Source organism: Nocardia sp. NPDC004568, assembly GCF_040609955.1.
GTDB lineage: Bacteria > Actinomycetota > Actinomycetes > Mycobacteriales > Mycobacteriaceae > Nocardia.
In genome coordinates this window covers 38,552-55,942 of sequence record NZ_JBEXLL010000027.1, presented here as the reverse complement: position 1 = coordinate 55,942, position 17,391 = coordinate 38,552, and the positions used below count along the sequence as shown (strand labels likewise).

The following is a 17,391-nucleotide window of genomic DNA, read 5'->3' as shown; positions in this document are numbered from 1 at the left end:
AATCGCTGCTCAACCGGGTGCCCGGCGACGAGGCGGGAAGGTCCGGCGCTTCCTCGCTCACCGGGCGTGGACCGGCGCGGCGATGCGGTGTTCGGCCAACCTGCCCAGTACCGCCTGGTTGGCCTCCCAGCCGTCGGGGAACTTCACCGGGACCCCGAGATAGACCGGTTCCGCGGAGGGGTGCGCGTCGAGAAGTTCCCCGATCCCGGCCCGGCCGACGACGATACAGGCGTGCCGGTGCCGGGAGGCCAGTACGCACAACCGCCCGGCCTCCAGGTGGAACGCGCCCGCGTCACGGCGGCCGGAGAGCGGATGCAGGATGACGGTGACATCGTATTCCCGGCCCTGCAACCGGTTCGCGGTGTCGACGGTGACCGTCTCGGCCACCGTTCCCGCCAGCGTGTCGCGTACCGCCTGGGCCTGATCGCGGTGGGCGGTACCGACCGCGATACGGGTCGCGTCGATCTCGCGGCTGCCGTGTTCGGAATGCGCGACGCCGCCGCGTTCCAGCAGCCGGCAGGCGAGGTCGGCGATGGCCGCCACGGCTTCCCCGTCGGTGCGCAGCGTATGCCGGGCGGGCAGCTCGTAATACGCCCAGCCGTGTGCGGCCGCTTCGTCCAGGACGTCGTCCACCGGGCCACGCAGTCCGCGGGTGGTGAATTCGAGCCGGCGCTGTTCGGGGCGGGTGCCGGCGGCGAACGGCGCGAACGGGTAGAACGCCGAGGAGACCACCGAGGCCGCCGAGGGCGGCAGCCGCCACGACACCGGCAGGGTGTGCACCGGGATACCGGCGTTGTGGTTGAGCATCACCGCCACCGCGCTCATGGTCGGATCCCAGGACAGGCCCGCCCAGCGGTCGCCGTCGACGGTGGCGAACGGGTCCAGCTGGCCGGGGTCGCCGACGAAGAGGCCGCGTTCGAACCGGTTGGCGATGCGCAGCAACATATCCGAGCGCATCTGGTAGGCCTCGTCGACGATCGCATACGACCAGCGGCCCTCGTCCAGGGTGGCCCACTTCGCGGCGGTGCCGATCACGATCGCGCATTTCTCCAGGTCGGCGGGCCGGTTCGCCACCTCCACATTGTCGCGGTCGATCCGGGCGCTGCGGCGGTAGTCGCCGGCGGACAAGCGCCCGATCAGCAGGGCGGGATCGGCGGTGGCCAGCCGATCGATGAGGTCGTCGACCTGTTCGTTGGTCTGCGCCACGATCATCCGCTGTTCGTCGTCGGCCGCGGCCAGCTGCCGGGCCGCGCGCACCACCAGGGTGGATTTACCGGCCCCCGGGGGAGAATCCACGACCAGGGCGCGGTGCGCGGTGTTGTCGAGATCGGCGAGGATCCGGCCGACCACCTCGTCCGCGGTGCTCACGACCATTCCTCCGCCAGTTCGAGGGTCGGTTCGGGCGACGGGCCGCCGTGGGTCCACGGGGTCTCCTCCCGGGGCGGGAGTTTGGCGGGCGGGCCGCCGAAGCCGGTGGGGGAGAAACGGGCGAAACCGATGGCGTCGCCCTCCTCGGGGACGCTACCGGCGGCGGGGTTCTTGCCCTGTCCCATACCGCTGACCAGTTCCAGCTGGATCACATCCTCCTCCACCGCCACGACCTCGGCTTTCTGTGCGGGCCGATCGATTCGGATCAAGGTTTCTCCGACCCGCGCCCGGAACGGGTCGGCGGTGTGGACCCACAGATACGGGCGCGGTACCTCGCGCGATTTCGGTTTCGCCCGCCGCTCGGGTTCGCAGGCGCTGACCGTGCCCTGGAACGCTTCGCCGACGAGCCGGTATTCGATCAGGACCCGGGGATCGTCGAAGGCGCGCTGGGCCTGGAAGGTATCCAGTGCCTGTTCCTGTTTGAGCAGCCGCCGGGTCGCCGAGACCGCCGAATCGCGGCGGGCCTGCGGATACCCTTCCGGGATATCGGCGACGAACCAGGAGAACGCGGCGCGGTCGTCGGTCCACCGTTTGGCCACGCTCGCGCCCTCCGGCAGGGCGCGCAGCAGTTCCACGGCCCGCCACATCAGCTGCCAGGTGGGTTCGAGTTGCCCGCGCAATGCCTGTTCGAGGCGTTCGCCGGCCACGACTTTGGCCCATTCGTGCCCGGCGCCGTCGTAGGCGGCGATCAAGGGCGCCAGCTCCTCGTTGTCGAAACCGGGGTCGGTGGCCGGGCCGGCGGGCGGATAGGCCAGCGGATCCTCGGCCAGGGCGGCGGCCTCCGATCCCGTCATCCCGGCCGGCGGGTCGATCCAGCCGAGCAGGGCGGCGAGATTACCGTCCTCGAGCGCGGACTGCCCGGAGGCCCAGTGGGTGGTGAGGACGGAGGTCATCGCCAGGCACACACTGGATCCCGGGAAATCGGACCGGTCACCGAACCAGGTGAGCCAGCGTCCCAGCAGGGGAAGCGATTCCGGGACCGCGTTCTCGCCCTCGGTGCGATGGAACCGCACCGACCGGCCCAGCAGGCGCAGGAATTCGGCGCCGCCGGGATTGGGCAGCAGCAGCTGCGGCGCGTCGAGGTAGCGCAGGTAGGCCTCGCCGGTCGATTTCACCGTCAGTTCCTCGGCGTCCTCGCAGAACGACGAGATATAGGGCAGCACCCGGTCGGCGAAGTGTTCGATGAACCGCAGGCGCAGCACCCGGTCGCGGGGCTGGGCCACGATCAGCACGGTCGCGTCGTGTGGGGAGGACCCGAGCGCGACCGCCAGCGGTGCCGCGGCCTCACCGGCCAGCCGTAGCGGTACGAGCACGAGGGGGCGGTCGGAGAGGTGGTAGTGCCGCCGGTCGGCGATGGGCTCGGCGCGGCCGCTGCGGGCCGCGGTCACCTTCGCCAGCGCGCTGAGCACGCTCATCGGGCGACCTCCAGGCGCAGTGCCCGCGCCCGGCGGAGCATTTCCGCGATATCGGCGTGTTCGGGACCGGGTTCCAGGGTGCCGTCGGCCAGGGCGAGCACCGTGTCGAGGTTGTCGATACCGCCGAGGTCGTCGCACACCCCGCGCCCGAGGGTGTCCACCGAGCCCTGGGTCCGGGCCTCGGAGCGGCAGGCGAAGGCCAGTTCACAGCTGGACATGCATTCCGGGGCGTACCGCGACGGTATCGCGGCGACAGCGCCGGGCAGCCCGTCGCCCGGCGTGAACGAGGCGCCGGGCGGGACCAGATCGAGCAGGGTGTCGATCGAGGTGAGCCGGGACAGCTGGCGCCCGATCACCGCGAGCTGTTTGCGCAGGTCCACCAGGGCTGCGGTGGGGCGGTTGGTGAAATCCCGGGCGCACACCAGGATCGAGTTGTGCGCGACCAGTTCCGGCGACTGGCCCAGTTCGCGCAGCAGCTCCCGCATGGCCAGGACGTATACCGCCGACTGCCGCGCCGCCGAGGCCACCTGCGCGGGATCGGCCTGCCCGTCCACGACGGCGAACGATTTGATCTCCACCACGTGGAACAGGCCGCCGATCTGCAGGGCCACCACATCCGGTTCCAGATAGGCGGTGGCGCCGGCGATCTCCAAACGCAGCATCGGATGATCGAACAGGGTGCCCTGGCCGGAGCCGAGCGCCTGCCCCAGGAGCTGTTTGGTGCGCTGGTAGCGCACCGAATTGCTCGCGTTGTCGCCGACGGTCTCCAGGTCGTGGTAGCCGACCTCCGGGATGGTCAGCCCCAGTTCTTCGCGCAGCAGCCGCAGCAGTTCGGCGCAGCCGTGCGCCTTCACCATGGCTTCGAAGCTGTTGCCGCGGGTGATCGCGAACGGTGACTGCCCGAATTTCGGCGGGAAGCCGAGTTCCCGGGCGATCACTGTCTTGTCCACCGCCGCGGCGTCCAGCAGCGCTCGGCGCGCGCAGCCCGGATTGGCGGTGAGCGCGGCGATGGTCCGGGCGTTGTGCCGGGTGGCCGGGGCGTCGCCGCGCAATTCGTCGAGCCGGTTGGTCAGTGTTTTTTCCGCAAGCGTCATCTCAGGCCTCGTTCCGTCGCCGGTCGGCTACCGCGAGCCGAACGCCGAACAATTGCGCCGCGGGATCCGCCAGTTGCCGCACCGCCCGCTCCGCGGCGTCGGCCCGCTGCTGTGTGTCGTCGTCTCTGTGCACCTCTAGTTCGCGTTCCGCGGCCGCGCGCACGGTCTCCGGGTCGATGTTCTTCCCGTCGGTCGCGCCGGGGATGGACACCGCCAGCTGCCACAGCACGCGTTGCCCGGCCGGTGTGCAGCCGTGGTCGATCATGTGCCCGGCCAACCGGATGGCCCCGGTGAGCAGGTCCACCCGCGGACTCAACGGCCCGACCATACGCTGTGCCGACGACCAGGTGCTCACGGCCAGCAGACCGCGGGCCGGGGCCAGTAGATCGGTGGTCATGGCGGCGCAGATGTAGTACGGGCGGGCGTAGGGCGCCGCCCGGAAGGACCGCTCCTCGTCGCGGCGCAGACTGGTGAGCCGGGCCGGAACGAGTTCTCCGGAGAAGAACGCGTCGTGCACGGCGAGGACCAGTTTCGGGGCGGCGGGTACGGACAGCAGGGTGAGCGCGCGGTGTACGTGCTCGCGGACCGGCACCGCCGCCGCGGGCTGCCGAGCCGGTGCGGAGGGTTCCGGCGTCCCGAGAACCGCGGCATCCCACTCCGTTTCGGCGGTGCGGAGTTCGGCGCGCAACCGGCGGGCCGCGGTCCGGTCCCCGGATCCCGCGGCCCGGCGCACCTGCGCGCGTAACTCGGCTATGCGCGCTTCGAGCGCCTCGGCGGTGGGCATGGGGTGAAATGTAGGGGGCAATTCCAGGGAAGTCCAGTGAATGCCAGTATTTGCCGGTATATGTTGCCGCGCGGACCGGTTCTCCGGGAACTCCGACGACATACTTTTGGGTATGTTAGCGTTGCGAATATGCTTGCGGCGGGGTCGAATTGCGCATTCGGAATCGATCAGAACTTTGTCGACGCACTGGCCGCGCGGGCGCGTGCGGCCGAGGAGTTGCGCAGACTGCCCGACGAGACGATCGCCGACGCGGTGGCTTCGGGATTTCTCGGTGCGCTGGTCCCGAAACGGTTCGGCGGCCGGGAGGAGAAGTTCCCCGCCGTACTCGACCCGATCCGCCGGATGGCGCACGGATGTGTGTCCAGTGCGTGGACGCTGGGGTTCTACGCGCTGCACAACTGGCTGCTGGCCCTCTTTCCCGAAACCGCCCAGCAGGAGGGATACGGGCGCGGACCCTTCCTCTGCCCCGCGCCGCTGGCACCGACCGGCCGGGGAATACCGGCCGACGGCGGTGTGCTGCTGTCGGGTCGCTGGTCCTGGGCCACCGGCGTGATGAGCGGGAACTGGATCATGGTGGGCGCACTGTGCGGCCCGGCCGACGAGCTCTACCTCGCCCTCGCCCTGCTGCCCGCCGACGAGGTGGTGATCGAGGACGTCTGGCATACCGAGGGAATGCGCGCGACCGGGTCCAACGACGTGGTCGTCGAGAATCTGCTGGTGCCCGGACACCGGCTGGTGCGGGTCCTCGACATCTACGGCGGCAGTACCCCCGGCGCCCGGCTGCACGACGCCACCACCTACCGGTGGCCGCTGGTCCCGGCGCTGTCGCTGGCGGCGTCCATGCCGGCTCTCGGCGCTGCCGAACGCGCCACCGCTGTATTCGCCGACCGGCTCGAGGGCCGCATCCTCTACGAGGGCGGCACCCGCCAGCGCGACAAACCCATGGCCCAGGCGCATCTGGGGCAGGCGCGGGTCCGGTTGCGCGCGTTGCACGGACTGCTCGCCGATACGGTGGCCGAGATCGAGGCACTGCTCGACGCCGGGACGCCGGTGCCGGTACCGGTCCGTGCCGAGGCCCGGCTGGCCGCCGCGCATATCGTGCGGGGGTCCCGGACGGTCATCGCCGACCTCTTGCACGCCTCCGGGGCGAGTGTGCACTTCAGCGATCATCCGATGCAGCGGCTGAAGCGTGATGTCGACGTCCTGAGCGGGCACGTGGTCTTCGACTACGACACCGCCCGTGAACTCGCCGGAGCGACCGCGATCGGGCTGACGGTCCCACGCGCCGCCATGCTCTGACCGGTGTGGGGAGGGGGACCGGCAGTTCATTCAGGCCGGTGCCGCGGGAGTCGTCTGGCCCTCGCTCGGTGGCGTAGCGGGCCGCTCCCCGCCGAGCTCCGGCACCGGCGGCCGCCGCACACCGAACACGGTCAGCAACGGCCCGGTCATCGCCGTGGTGATCAGGGCCATCAGCACCAGGACGGAATACAACCGGGTGTCGATGACGCCCAGAGTCAGACCGACATTGAGGATGACGAGTTCGGTCAGGCCGCGCGTGTTCATGAGTGCCGCCAGCGCACCCGCGGTGCGGCGGTCCAGCCGGCGCAGCCGGGCAGCGAGATATGTGCCGCCCATCTTGCCCGCGACGGCGGCGGCCACGATCACCACGGCCTCGACGACCGCGGCCCGGTCCACCCCGCTCAGGTCGACGCGCAGCCCCGCGACCACGAAGAAAGCCGGCAGGAACAGGCTGCTCACCAGCTGCGCGCCCGGTTCGACCCGGGGGCGTTGTGTCCGGGGGAAGATCACGCCGAAGAGAAAGGCGCCGAAGATGACGTGCAGCCCCATCCATTCGGTGACGGCGGCGGTGGCCATGGCCCCGCAGACACCGACCAGGACTGTTGCCGTCTCGGCGCGTTCGGCGGAAAGAGTACGCGCCAGCACCGGGCGCACGACCCACCACAACACCGCCACCAGCGGAACGATCAGCAGCAGCCGCCAGTGATCGTCGAATTCCGGTCGGGCGGAAGCGAAGACCAACGACAGCGCACACCACGCGAAGATGTCCACCACTGCCGCGCCGGCCAGACCGAGCTGGCCGAGGCGAGTGGTGAACAGGCCGCGATCCTGCAGTATCCGCGCCAATACCGGGAAGGCGGTGACCGCCAGCGCGCACCCGAGGAAAAGGGGGGACGCGATCCGGCCGTCGTGGTGGCGCGCGAGTGGTCCGAACGCGAGGGCGCATCCGAGCACGAACGGCGTGGCGAACGCGGAGACGGCGATCGCCAGGATCGACCGGCCGTGCCCGGCCAATCGGTCGCGGTCGATCTCCAGCCCGGCCAGGAACATGAAGATCACGACGCCGATCTCGGCCAGCGCGGTCAGCTGCGGCTTCACTTCCGCCGGGAAGATCGCTTCGGACAGCCCGGCGCCGAGGACGGTCGGTCCGACCAGGATGCCGGCCGCGATCTCGCCGATGACGGCGGGCTGGCCGAGCCTGCGGGCCAACCCGCCGAGCAGGCGCGCGGCCACGATGATGAGGACGAGATCGGTCAGCAGGAAGATCATGGGCGGCTCGACATCCTGGCCGCCTACATCACGGGCAGCGGGGGAGCGGGTTCGAAGACCACGGGCAACCCCGCCAGCGCGCGGTGGAACGGGCCCGGCCGCCATACCAGTTCCTGCCGGGTATCCGGGCGGAGGTCGGGGATGGCGTTGAGCACGACATCGATCGCGCTGCGGACGGCGGTGCGGGCCAGCGATTGCGCGGGGCAGGCATGCGGACCCACACTCCAGGCGAGGTGGGAGCGGTTGCCGACGAAACTGCTACCGGGAGTGTCGAGGTCGTTGCGGATCTCGGGGTCGTTGTTACAGGCCGAAAGACTGATCACCACCGGCTGGTGGGCGGGCAGCCAGGTATCGGCGACCGGAATGGGCTGGCGCGGGTAGGTCGTGCAGAAGTTGGCCATCGGTGGGTCGTTGAACAGGACGTTGTCGATGGCGTCGTCGGTCGACAGATTCCCGCCGAAGGTGTCCCCGGGCCCGTACTGCGGTTCGGTGATCATCAGCAACAGCGCGTTGGTGATGAGGTTGCGCTGCGCCTCGAAACCGGCGCCGTAGAAGCTCATCAGTTGTGCGAAGACCTCGACGTCGTCGAGCCCGGTGGTGTGTTCGGCCAGTCGTGAGGTGGCGTCGTCGCCCGGCCGGTCGCGTTTGAGGTGGATCAGCTCCATCAGCGCGGATTTGAGGATCCCCATCCCCTCCTCGGCCCGCACCGTGTCGAAGCGCGCGGCCATACCCACCGCGATCCGCCGGCCGATATCGTCGGGGCAACCGCAGATGTGGTTGATGATCTCCAGCGCCAGCGGGAAGGCGTACTGACTCATCAGATCGGCGGTGCCGCGCTCACAGAATTCGTTGATCAGCGGCGTGGCGATACGCTCGACCGTATACGGCAAGGCGTTGAGGTCCACACCGTCGATGCTGTCGGCGGATGCCTGCCGATAGCGGGCGTGGACGTCGCCGACGTTGTACCGGGCGGCCGGGAACCATTTCATCATCGGCAGCACCGGAGAATCCTGCGGTACGGTTTCCTGCCAGTACCGGGGGTCGGCCGGGAAATGGTCGGGGTCGTTGAGGATACGTACGGCGATCTTGTGGTTGATCACCAAGGTGGCCGGCACTCCGGGCGCCAGATCCACCGGGACCAGTGACCCGAACCGCTCCCGCATCGCGCGGTAGGCGCGATGGGGGTCCGTGGCGAATTCTTGGGTGTACATCGGGTATCGCGGGCTCGGGGGTTCGGCTACCGGTCCGGGGGCTGCGGGGTATGCCCCCGTTGTTATCGACTGCGACAGTGGGCTATGGCGTGGTGTGGTCAAGGACATGACTCCAGATACGAGGCTCGAAAGAGGTGGGATTCGGCGCGAACTCGGCGTGCGGGCTCCTGCGCCCTGGTTGTTTGTTCTCCCACGAATTTCACTGACTACAGCACGGGCAAACGTGTCGTACGGACACCGCGGTTCTCGGTGAGATCGAGTCGTTCGCCATCCCGTTCATGCACCGGTCGATCGGCGTGCGGGTATCGCTGTACGGGACAATTCGTCAGGGCTCACGACAGTCGGGCACGATCCGGCCCATGGAATTGTCACAGCGACAGCCTGTTTCATGCGTGCCTCTCATCAGCTCGGTGCAGAACTATAGTCCGCGCGGGCGATATCGCAATCGCTGGGTGAGTGCTGGGTGCGGGCCGGATCACCGCGCATCGGCGCGTACGGAATCGGGCTCGTCGTTCCAATCGGCGTCTCCGTCGAGGCCGGAGTCGTTTTCGGGGGACACGATGTCGGGGTTGAACGTTTCGCGGATGTAGCAGAGCGGCTGGTCGAGGAGCAGGACGTAGGCTCGCGCCGCGCACAGCCGCTCGTCCGGCCACCGCGCCAGACCGACCCGCAGGATGCGCCGCCGCTGCGCGACGCCCCGCGACATCAGGCTGCGGCCGATGGGGTTGCCGGCATCGTCCACCCCGTAGATCTGCGCCCGGCTCCGCACCGCGACGACATAGTTGACCGAGACGATCAGCTCCTCGCGCACCAGCCGGGATCTGCGGACGAGAACCCGGTCCCGCTCCGAGACACAGAGCGCCTCGCGCACCGTGCCCGGGAGACCGGCGGCGACCATATCGCGTTGGTCCACCACCTGGACGGCGAGGTCGGCATCGACGATCGCCTCCAGGGCCGGAGTGGTGTAGCCGTCGTGGGCGAGCAGCATCCGGGTCAGTGGATCTCGAAATCCCGGGCCACCGGGCGGGTAGTCCCCCGATGGCCCGGGAAGCAGGGGTGCAGCGGTCACTGCGGCCCCCGCCCGTGGATATTCATGGAAAGGTCCGGACTCTCGGTCAGTCGGCCGCGCCCTCGGCGGTGAGGGGTGGCAGGACCGGTCGGGCGACGGCGTCCTTCTCGGCGTCGCTGCGGGCACCGGTGGTGAGACCGAGGACCGGTGCGGTGGTGATCCGGATATCGCCCATCGTGGTGTCCGCGCCGAGCGGATCGCGCCAGATGTTCCAGACCGGGGACATGTCGAGATGGCCCATGTACTTGATATTCGCGCCGTCGGCGTAGTCCTCGTCGCGGAAGCCCTCGGCTTCACCGACGATTGTGCTGGTCGCCGTCCGGGCCTGGGCGCCGGAGGTCTCCTCCACGTCGGTCAGGCCCGCCATGATCCGGGTGAAGGACTGCTCGGCGGTATCGCCGTCGTGTTCCTCGGTGAGGGTGCTCGCGTGCGCGAAGTACTCGTCGGATCCGATGTAGTCCTTGTACATACGGGAGACCAGGGTCAGGAACCGCTCGTAGGCCCGTCGATAGGTGTATTCGTGGAATGCCAGGGCGTCGGCTTCGCTCATCTCGCCCCGCAGGTAGGTCGCGATGGAAGCCGCCGCCGTGAGCCCGCCGTAGGTGGCCAGGTGCACGCCCGTGGACAGCAGCGGATCGAGGAACAGTGCGGAATCGCCGACCAGCGCGTACCCGGGACCCCAGAGCCGGTCCGAGACATAGGAGTAGTCCTGCTCGGCGCGTACCTCGGCGATCTGTTCCGCGCCGTCGATCAATTTCTGCATCGCCGGTGTATCGCGAATGATGGCGTGGTAGTAGGCCTCCCGGGAACCGTATTCGCGGATACGTTCGGCGGCGATCTTGGTGGAGATCACGTAGCCGACGCTGTGTTTCCCGCTTGCCAGCGGAATGTTCCAGAACCAGCCGCCCTCCGGGGTGGAGACGACGTTGATCGCGCCCTCCGGACTGTCCGGGTGTAGTCGTGCACCGGTCCAGTAGGACCAGATCCCGATATTGCGGAACCCGTTGTGCACTCTGCGCATCTTGAAGTGTTTCGCCAGCAGTCCGGCGCGACCCGACGCGTCGACCAGGAAGTCGAACTCGGTGGTCCGGACCGTGTCTTCGCCGGCGAGTACCCATTCGACCGCGGTGGGGCGATCGTCGTCGCCGAAGACGACGCGCTTCACGGTGGCACCCTCGACCACCTCGGCGCCCTGGTCGGCGGCGTTGCGCAACAGGATCTCGTCGAATTCGGCCCGGTCGACCTGCCACGACCAGGCCTCGGCATCCACCAGTGCCGCCCAGTTCAGCAACCAGGTGTCGTCCTGCCACTGGAAGTAACCGCCTCGTTTCACCTGGAACCCGTGCGCCGCGACCTTGTCGTAGGCACCGGAGAGGCGAAGTGTCGACAGGACCGAGGCCAGTAGCGACTCGCCGATGTGATAGCGCGGGAAAGTATCCCGCTCCAGTAGGGTCACCCGGATACCTGCTCGGGCGAGCAGCGCTGCCGTGGTCGACCCGGCCGGGCCACCACCGATGATCAGAACGTGCGGATCGTGCGCCATAGCTGACTCCTGGAACAACAGAACGAACCATGAGGTCCGCCATCAGCGGCCGGACCGACCGGGGTCCATGGCCCGGAATCGCGATGCCGCAGATGGTTCAGAACAGAGTGGCGCCTCGGAAAGTGTATCAGCGAACGCACAATTGTGCGTGCATCTGCACGATGTATCTGTACGAACAATCAACAGCAGCAACACTTGTCGGCCCGGCTGTTCGGCCACCGACAAGCCACCACCCGGTGGCGTGGAACAACCACCGGGTGGTGCGCATCGGGATCGGGAGGTGTTCGCCCGGCGGATCAGCCGTGGCTGCCCTCCGGCGCCCGGACGAGCGACGCGATGGTCGCGGCACCTCGTTCGGCCTCCTCGGCCTTGTTGCGGCCGAATCCGCACGCGGCGGCCACTCCGTAGGCGGTCATATTGCCGGCCTGTTCGAAAAGGGCGAGCGCCTGCGCACTCCGCTCGGCGTCGTCGGTGGAGACCACGCCGGCGATCACCCGCCAGTCGGGTGCGAGTGCGCGCAGCGGTGCATAGAAACCGGGGTCGACCGGTGCGGGATGGGCGCCGTACGCGCACGGGATGTGTACCAGGGGGATGGGCACATTCCGCTCGGCGAGGCGGCGGCCGGTGCGGTTCAGCAGCGCGACGGCGGGTGCCAGGTTCCGTGGGCTGAGCAGGCTCTCGTGCTGATAATCGGCGTAACACAGGTGCACCACGGTCTCGGTGTCGATACCGTGCTCGTGATCGACGTCGTGCACCTTCTCCAGGAAGCCGGCCAGTTGTCCCGCGACCATCGGTGCCAGCGCCCACAGCGCCCCCAGTTGCTGCGCTTTGACCATGGCCAGCAGCGAGATCGGTGTTTCCACCTGCCAGACGATCAGATCACCGTACCGCCGGCGTACCTCGCGCATCTCCTGCAGAACAGCCTCGGTGTACACCGGTAGCTGCTGTAGTGCGGTGCGCGCGAGATTCGACCGGCGTAGGGCCAGCCCGACCGGCAGGCCGCTCGCCACCGCGCCACCGGCGTGGACGAACATGGCGAGATCCAGCGGGTGGGGCTGGCTGAGCTGTAGCTTGGTTCCGGCCAGTTCCGGCCGGTCGTGGAGGAACGACTCGAAAGCCGTCACGACTTCGCCGATCCGCTCGACCCGGTTCATCGAGACATCCCGCGGTTCGAGAGTCCGTCCGGCCCGGACTCCGTAGGTCGGGAAATCGGAATATCCGTCGTAGCCTCCCGGGCGCAACAGTTCCAGCGTGTCGGTTCGGTTCCCGATACCTTTCAGGTAGGCCAGGATCCAGTCGGGATCCAGATCGCAGGGGATCGCGGTGACGGGACGGCCGTGGGTGTGCGTCGCGAACCAGTCCAGTACGCCACGATCACCTCCTGTCATCAGTTCACGGGGGAGGCTACCTACAAAATGCGCGTACCTGGTCATGCGTCACTCTTCTGTCGCCCGGCAGGAGAACGACCGGCTTGTCGCCGGACGCCCGAGGCGGCCGACACGCATCCGGCCGATCGTCGCCGACGAAAGTGTGCCGCATGGTGTCTCACGCCACCAACCGATGATAGCCGCTCGACATCGTCGAGCGGGCCACTCTCGGGACCGGGATCCGGCCCCTGGCCGGGCGTGTGCGCCGCGCTAGTCCCGGAGTGCCGCCTCCGAGCGGCGCATCACCTCGGTGTTCAGTTGCTGGATCTGGACGGTGACGCCGTCGGGGTCGGTCAGCCGCAGGCTGCGGCCGAAGTCCTCGGCCACCAGTTCCGGGGTGTACCCGGCGGCGCGGAGGCGGGCGGCGACCTCTTCCAGCGGTTCGTCGGTGGCGAAACCCAGCTCCACCGTTCCCGGCGGCCGGCCCTTCGACACCGCGGGTTCGTGAATTCCGACCGCGCCCGCGTCGGCGTCCAGCTGCGACCAGACCGATAAGCCGTTGTCGTCACCGGGGTGCAATCCGAGGCCGGCGTAGAAACGGCGGGACGCCTCGACATCGGCAACGTATCGGATGGGCAGTGCGGTCAGCACAGGACCTCCTGGGCAGAGCGGGCGGTCACGACCGCCCGGGTCACGGGTTTACCGTTCCGATCGTGCACCGATGCGCGCCGATGAGCGCTGTGGATTGCCGGTACGGACGGATTCCGGCACCGCCGTGGCCCACTGCACCGGAATCCGACACCTGGTGTTCGGCGCCTGGAATCCGTTGATCGACCAGGATTCGGCGGCGGCGAGGACGGGGCGGCCGAGATCGGGTCCGGGGTCGGTGGTCACCGAGGGGCAGCGTCGGGAGTCGGTGCGGGGTGCTCTCGGGCCGAACGATGACGCCGACGCGCCGTCAACTCGACGTCGGCGCGCGACCGACCATCCGGGCGGCCAGACCGCAGTAGTAGGAGGCGATCTGCTCGGGCGACCAGTGGTGGTCGTCGCGGTACCAGCGCGCGACGTCGATGCCGAGCGACGTTATCGCCGTCGTCACGATGTGAGCGTCCTCGACCACGAACTGTCCCTGGCGCGCACCTTCCTCGATGACAGACAGGATCCGATGCCGGATCCCCCGGCGTATCTCGAGGATCTCGAGCTGATGCTCGTCCGCCAACGCTTCGAGCTCGTAGTTGTTGATCCTCGCGCTGGTGTGATTCCGGGCGTGATCGATGACGAATCCGTGGACGATCGCCTGCAGTTGCTCGGCGGGATCGGACGATGACCTCGCCGCGTTCTCCACGACCGTCAACTCACGTTCATGGCCGGTACGCGAAATCTCGAAGAGCAAATCCTCTTTGGAGGAGAAGTGGACGTAGAGAGTGCCGTGGCTGACTCCGGCGCTCTCGCTGATGTCGCGCGTCCTCGTACCGTGGAATCCACGGTGCGCGAACGCCACGATCGCGGCGTCCAGTAGACGCTGTCGCGCCTCCTGACTACGCGCCGCCCTGACACCTCCGGCGCCATAGCTCTCGACGTGGGCTTTCTCAGCCGAGACCTTAGTTCCTTCGGACACTCTTCGCCTCCTCAACCACGCTACTTCCCACCAGGCCCATCGACGTGAAGCCGGTCACTGAAGGCTACTTGCACTCCTGACGCCCATTCTGGGGCTCACCTCGCTCCCCACGCCTCGAGCAGCCCTTGACATGACCTGGATCACATATCAAGATATTATCTGACTGAGCGCTCGCTCATCAAATGATCGGACCAGACAGACGGGAAATCCGATGGAGAACGTGCTGGACCACTTCCGCCTCGACGGTCGCGTGGCGATCGTGACCGGGGCGTCGTCGGGCTTGGGGGCCGATACCGCCCTCGCTCTCGCGGACGCAGGTGCCGATGTCGTTTTGGCGGCTCGCCGCGCGGACCGCCTCGGCGACCTCGCCGAGCGGATCGTGAACCGCGGAGGGCGGGCGTTGGCCGTGAGTACCGACGTCGCAGATCCGGACGCCTGCACGCGCGCTTCGGAGGCCGCGCTCGAGCAGTTCGGCCGTATCGACGTCCTGGTGAACAACGCGGGCATCGGCACAGCGGTTCCGGCCAGTCGTGAAACGCCGGCACAGTTTCGAGAGGTTCTCGATGTGAATCTCTCAGGCGCCTACTGGATGACGCAAGCGTGCGGAATGCGAATGGAGCACGGCGGCAGCGTCATCAATATCAGTAGTGTGATCGCGTTGACGACGGCAGGCCTCCCGCAGGCCGCATACGCCGCGAGCAAAGCCGGCCTCATCGGAATGACGCGAGATCTCGCGCAACAATGGACAGGCCGCAAGGGGATCCGCGTCAACGCCATCGCTCCCGGCTTCTTCCAGACCGAGATGACCGCTCAATACCGCCCCGGCTACCTCGAATCCATCTCACCGCGTTTCCTGGTGCCCCGAACCGGCCACGGCTACGAACTCGCCGCCGCGGTCCTCTTCCTCGCGAGCGACGCGGGTGGATACGTGACAGGCCAGACCCTGACGGTCGACGGTGGATTCACCACGACCTGAGCACCTGCCGCGTGGCTCGACTTCGACCCGCTCGACTGCACAACCGCGACACCGAACATCACTGCACTACGAAGGAAACACCGTGACCGACGCGAAGTACAAGACGAACACCGAGTCCGTTGCCGCACTCGTCGCACGCACCACCGAGGATCTGGTCGAGCTCTACAAGTCCCTCGACGCACCTGACCCCGCCGAGATGTACGGCGAGTTCAGCGGACACCTCCCGGCGACTCGCGAGGACGCCTGGCGCGCATTCATGCGCGAGCGCGGCGCCCAACCCTGGCTCGGAAAGGCTTATCGTCCCGAGGAGTGCAACGGCCACGTCGGGCACGGCTACAACAGGTACCAGGGGCCGGATGGGGTCATCATCCGGATGAATCGCTTCGTCTGGGACATCGAACCCTCCATCGTCGACGGCAGGGACACGCTGGTGATGCACTACAGCGCCTTCGACGACTGGGGAGGCGCCAACGACCTGATCGACGAAGTCCGAGTCGTCGCGCCTGGCGTCTACCTCGGTATCTACCACACCGCCGCGCCGGTTCCCGGCTTCACGCCCGGAGAGCCACAGGCAGACGGCCGTTCCGCGATCAGCGCGTTCATCCTGGCGGCCACCGATATGCCCTGGGTCGGCCCCGACGCTGCGTAGGAGGGCCCGCGGGGGACGGACCAGCAGCGCCGTTCACCGCGTCACTTCCCGGCCGGACCTTTCGGCCCGCCCCCACCCCCGGTCCGGTCGTCGGTCCGGGGGCGAACAGTCAGCTCGAACCACCTCTGAAGTTCTCGCTCCGAGACTTCGCGGACTCGCCGCGGATTCGTCCTCGACGCCGACTACGAGCACCGCCTCCGCACCGCGCTCGACGGCTTGCGCTCGAGCGCGGTCATTCCCCACACCCCAATACCCATCATCGATTCAGGATGATCGTCACCTCGGGAGGCGACACATGGTCGCGACAGATTTACCGGCCAAGCGGCAGGCACTGCTGCAATCGTTGCGTTCGGCACTGTTCGGTAACGCATTGGAGTACTTCGACTGGACGATTTATGCGACCTTCTCGCCATTCATCGCAGTCGTGCTGTTCGACGACACCGATCCGACGTCGGCGATGTTGCTCACGCTCGCGATCTTCGCCGTCGCGTTCGTGATCCGGCCGATCGGCGGCGCCGTGTTCGGGCGGATCGCCGACCGGCGCGGACGAAAGTCGGCACTGGTCGGTGCCATGCTGCTTATGGGATTGGGCAGTCTCGTCCTGGCGGTCATCCCGCCGTACACCGCGATCGGCGTGGGCGCTTCCGTGCTGCTGCTCTTCGCCCGACTCCTTCAAGGCCTCGCCTACGGCGGTGAATCCTCGACCTCGTACGTATACGTCAGCGAACTGGCACCGCCTCGCCGGCGCGGCCTGTGGTCGAGCACCGTCTTCGCCAGTGTCACCGTCGGCGCCATGGCCGGAACGCTTTGCGGCTTCGTCCTCACCAGCCTGCTGACACAGGAAGAACTGCGCACCTGGGGATGGCGCGTGCCCTTCCTCGTCGGTTCGCTACTCGCTGTCTACGCGCTCTGGATGCGCGTGCGATCGATCGAGACGGAGGTCGGTTCGGCGATCAGCGAATCCGAAAGCGAACATGCACCGGCGGTACGCATGTCCAGAGTGGACAAGCGCCGGGCCCTGCTCGACCTGCTCCGCCTGTTCATCATCCTCGGCGCGACCAATATCGCGTTCTACACCTGGCTGAGCTTCGCCTCCAGCTACGCGATCAGCAGCCTCGGCATGGACAGCCGGGGAGCCTTCACAGCGAGTCTGTGCGCACAGGCGCTGACGCTGGGCCTGTTCCCCGTATTCGGCCATTTGTCCGACCGATTCGGCCGGAAGCCCGTCGCGATCTTCGCGACCATCGGGTTCGGTGTGGTCACCTTCCCTCTCTCGGCCCTGCTGGGCGCCAGTCCGATCACCCTGTTCGTCGCCCAGAGCATCGCGCTGGTCTTCTGGGCCGCGGTCGGTTCGATCTGGCCTGCCATCCTGTCCGAGGCTGTGTCGCCCGGGGCCCGCGCGATCGGCATCGGCATCACCACCTCCATGGCATCGGGGGTGTTCGGTGGCACCGCGCCGTACCTCAACACCTGGCTCACCTCGCTCCACCTCCAGTGGGTCTTCTCCACCTATCTCGTAGTCCTCATGGTCATCGCCACCCTGCTCCTGGCCACAATTCGGGAAACCCGCGGCATCGACCTGCTCACCATGGACTCCGCAAGGGATCCAGACGCCGGTGCCTCGCCCGAGCCGGCGGCCGATGTGGCCCGCAGCTGAATTCACCGATCA

15 protein-coding genes are annotated in these 17,391 nt (G+C 68.0%); 4 read left to right on the top strand and 11 right to left on the bottom strand.

Annotated features, from left to right (window positions below):
- Positions 1–57: 57 nt before the first annotated feature.
- The 4 genes from ABZV91_RS15020 to ABZV91_RS15005 are packed head-to-tail and all read right to left on the bottom strand — an operon-like array spanning position 58 to position 4,721.
- Entirely contained in the window at positions 58–1,368 is a 1,311-nt protein-coding gene (locus ABZV91_RS15020; protein ID WP_355240973.1) for an AAA domain-containing protein, read from the bottom strand.
- A complete protein-coding gene (locus ABZV91_RS15015) occupies positions 1,365–2,843 on the bottom strand; it encodes a hypothetical protein (protein ID WP_355240970.1) in 1,479 nt (492 codons plus the stop codon). Before ABZV91_RS15015 ends, ABZV91_RS15020 begins: the two co-directional genes overlap by 4 nt.
- Entirely contained in the window at positions 2,840–3,937 is a 1,098-nt protein-coding gene (locus tag ABZV91_RS15010) for a hypothetical protein (RefSeq protein WP_355240967.1), read from the bottom strand. The genes ABZV91_RS15015 and ABZV91_RS15010 overlap by 4 nt, the downstream gene beginning before the upstream one ends.
- Before the next feature lies 1 nt (position 3,938).
- Positions 3,939–4,721, bottom strand: coding sequence for a hypothetical protein (locus tag ABZV91_RS15005; protein ID WP_355240964.1), 783 nt, complete (start codon positions 4,719–4,721; stop codon positions 3,939–3,941).
- Between the two features lie 129 nt (positions 4,722–4,850).
- Between ABZV91_RS15005 and ABZV91_RS15000 the strand changes: the two genes are divergently transcribed.
- Positions 4,851–6,020, top strand: coding sequence for an acyl-CoA dehydrogenase (locus ABZV91_RS15000; protein ID WP_355240961.1), 1,170 nt, complete (start codon positions 4,851–4,853; stop codon positions 6,018–6,020).
- Between the two features lie 30 nt (positions 6,021–6,050).
- Here ABZV91_RS15000 and ABZV91_RS14995 read toward each other — a convergent pair whose 3' ends face one another.
- The 7 genes from ABZV91_RS14995 to ABZV91_RS14965 all read right to left on the bottom strand — a co-directional run bounded on the left by ABZV91_RS14995 (position 6,051) and on the right by ABZV91_RS14965 (position 14,097).
- Entirely contained in the window at positions 6,051–7,289 is a 1,239-nt protein-coding gene (locus ABZV91_RS14995) for a cation:proton antiporter (RefSeq protein ID WP_355240958.1), read from the bottom strand.
- Positions 7,290–7,312: 23 nt separating this feature from the next.
- Positions 7,313–8,500, bottom strand: coding sequence for a cytochrome P450 (locus ABZV91_RS14990; RefSeq protein WP_355240955.1), 1,188 nt, complete (start codon positions 8,498–8,500; stop codon positions 7,313–7,315).
- Positions 8,501–8,975: 475 nt separating this feature from the next.
- The gene (locus ABZV91_RS14985; protein ID WP_355240952.1) at positions 8,976–9,488 is read right to left on the bottom strand and encodes a hypothetical protein; all 513 of its coding nucleotides are present in this window, start codon (positions 9,486–9,488) and stop codon (positions 8,976–8,978) included.
- A 127-nt stretch (positions 9,489–9,615) separates the two neighbouring features.
- A complete protein-coding gene (locus ABZV91_RS14980; RefSeq protein ID WP_355240949.1) occupies positions 9,616–11,112 on the bottom strand; it encodes an NAD(P)/FAD-dependent oxidoreductase in 1,497 nt (498 codons plus the stop codon).
- Between the two features lie 296 nt (positions 11,113–11,408).
- Positions 11,409–12,500, bottom strand: a complete 1,092-nt coding sequence (locus ABZV91_RS14975; protein WP_355240946.1) for a hypothetical protein — start codon at positions 12,498–12,500, stop codon at positions 11,409–11,411.
- 249 nt (positions 12,501–12,749) lie between these two features.
- Positions 12,750–13,130 (bottom strand): VOC family protein, encoded by a 381-nt coding sequence (locus ABZV91_RS14970; RefSeq protein ID WP_355240942.1) that lies wholly within the window; start codon positions 13,128–13,130, stop codon positions 12,750–12,752.
- A gap of 307 nt (positions 13,131–13,437) precedes the next feature.
- The gene (locus tag ABZV91_RS14965; protein WP_355240939.1) at positions 13,438–14,097 is read right to left on the bottom strand and encodes a TetR/AcrR family transcriptional regulator; all 660 of its coding nucleotides are present in this window, start codon (positions 14,095–14,097) and stop codon (positions 13,438–13,440) included.
- A 211-nt stretch (positions 14,098–14,308) separates the two neighbouring features.
- On the opposite strand from ABZV91_RS14965, the gene ABZV91_RS14960 reads away from it, so the two are divergent.
- From ABZV91_RS14960 to ABZV91_RS14950, 3 genes are all read left to right on the top strand, one after another.
- Positions 14,309–15,073 carry a glucose 1-dehydrogenase gene (locus ABZV91_RS14960; RefSeq protein WP_355240936.1) on the top strand — a complete coding sequence of 255 codons (765 nt, stop codon included), beginning with the start codon at positions 14,309–14,311 and terminating at the stop codon, positions 15,071–15,073.
- 82 nt (positions 15,074–15,155) lie between these two features.
- Positions 15,156–15,722, top strand: coding sequence for a hypothetical protein (locus ABZV91_RS14955; protein ID WP_355240933.1), 567 nt, complete (start codon positions 15,156–15,158; stop codon positions 15,720–15,722).
- A gap of 295 nt (positions 15,723–16,017) precedes the next feature.
- Positions 16,018–17,379 (top strand): MFS transporter, encoded by a 1,362-nt coding sequence (locus ABZV91_RS14950; RefSeq protein WP_355240930.1) that lies wholly within the window; start codon positions 16,018–16,020, stop codon positions 17,377–17,379.
- Positions 17,380–17,391: the final 12 nt, after the last annotated feature.

Bases quoted from the DNA above. Each gene is read 5' to 3' on its own strand.
- ABZV91_RS14975 (WP_355240946.1), bottom strand. From the start codon at position 12,500: ATGACAGGAGGTGATCGTGGCGTACTGGACTGGTTCGCGACGCACACC.
- ABZV91_RS14995 (WP_355240958.1), bottom strand. From the start codon at position 7,289: ATGATCTTCCTGCTGACCGATCTCGTCCTCATCATCGTGGCCGCGCGC.
- ABZV91_RS15010 (WP_355240967.1), bottom strand. From the start codon at position 3,937: ATGACGCTTGCGGAAAAAACACTGACCAACCGGCTCGACGAATTGCGC.
- ABZV91_RS15015 (WP_355240970.1), bottom strand. From the start codon at position 2,843: ATGAGCGTGCTCAGCGCGCTGGCGAAGGTGACCGCGGCCCGCAGCGGC.
- ABZV91_RS14950 (WP_355240930.1), top strand. From the start codon at position 16,018: ATGGTCGCGACAGATTTACCGGCCAAGCGGCAGGCACTGCTGCAATCG.
- ABZV91_RS14980 (WP_355240949.1), bottom strand. From the start codon at position 11,112: ATGGCGCACGATCCGCACGTTCTGATCATCGGTGGTGGCCCGGCCGGG.
- ABZV91_RS15005 (WP_355240964.1), bottom strand. From the start codon at position 4,721: ATGCCCACCGCCGAGGCGCTCGAAGCGCGCATAGCCGAGTTACGCGCG.
- ABZV91_RS14990 (WP_355240955.1), bottom strand. From the start codon at position 8,500: ATGTACACCCAAGAATTCGCCACGGACCCCCATCGCGCCTACCGCGCG.
- ABZV91_RS14985 (WP_355240952.1), bottom strand. From the start codon at position 9,488: ATGCTGCTCGCCCACGACGGCTACACCACTCCGGCCCTGGAGGCGATC.
- ABZV91_RS14960 (WP_355240936.1), top strand. From the start codon at position 14,309: ATGGAGAACGTGCTGGACCACTTCCGCCTCGACGGTCGCGTGGCGATC.
- ABZV91_RS15000 (WP_355240961.1), top strand. From the start codon at position 4,851: ATGCTTGCGGCGGGGTCGAATTGCGCATTCGGAATCGATCAGAACTTT.